The 766-nt window shown below is 68.1% G+C and carries 1 protein-coding gene; it reads right to left on the minus strand.

Translation table 11 applies throughout. The annotated features are described in order from the left end of the window. Window positions 1-766: ATP-binding cassette domain-containing protein (locus OKJ99_RS09460; RefSeq protein WP_326015410.1), on the minus strand; the 766-nt coding region annotated here is incomplete at both ends.

The following is a 766-nucleotide window of genomic DNA, read 5'->3' on the forward strand; positions in this document are numbered from 1 at the left end:
ACGGTCTTCATCGGCTCGCCGAGCACGGCGAGCAGCCGCTCGCGCGGCACCACACCCTGGAGTTCGCCCTCGTCGTCGACGACGGCGACGGGTATCTCACTCGTCGAGCACGGCGTGAACAGCTCGGCGATCGGTGTGTCCTCGTGGACCCGCGCCGGGGCGTCGGCCATCGCGTAGCCCTCCCCCGGCTCCGCCATGATCGCCCGTGCGCTCAGCACGCGGGAGCGGTCGACGTCCTGGGTGAAGGAGGCCACGTAATCGTTGGCCGGCGTGACGAGGATGTCCTCGGCCGAGCCGATCTGGACGATACGGCCGTCACGCATGACCGCGATGTTGTCGCCGAGACGCATGGCCTCGTTCAGGTCGTGCGTGATGAAGACGATCGTCTTCTTCAGCGTCTTCTGCAGCTCAAGCAGCTGATCCTGCATGTCACGCCGGATCAGCGGGTCGAGCGCGCTGAACGACTCGTCCATCAGCAGCAGGTCGGCGTCGGTGGCCAGCGCGCGGGCCAGGCCCACACGCTGCTGCATACCGCCGGACAGCTCGTCGGGGAAGGACTTCTCCCACCCTTCGAGACCGGCCAGACGCAGCGCCTCGATCGCCCGCTCCTCGCGCTCGGCACGCGGAACGCCCTGCACCTCCAGGCCGTAGCCCGCGTTCTCCATCACCGAGCGGTGCGGGAACAGCGCGAAGTGCTGGAACACCATGCTGATCTTGTGGGAACGCACCCCGCGCAGCTCCTTGGGAGCCAGCGCCGTCAGGTCCT

It is taken from the genome of Streptomyces endophyticus (assembly GCF_035798155.1).
GTDB classification, from domain to species: domain Bacteria; phylum Actinomycetota; class Actinomycetes; order Streptomycetales; family Streptomycetaceae; genus Streptomyces; species Streptomyces endophyticus.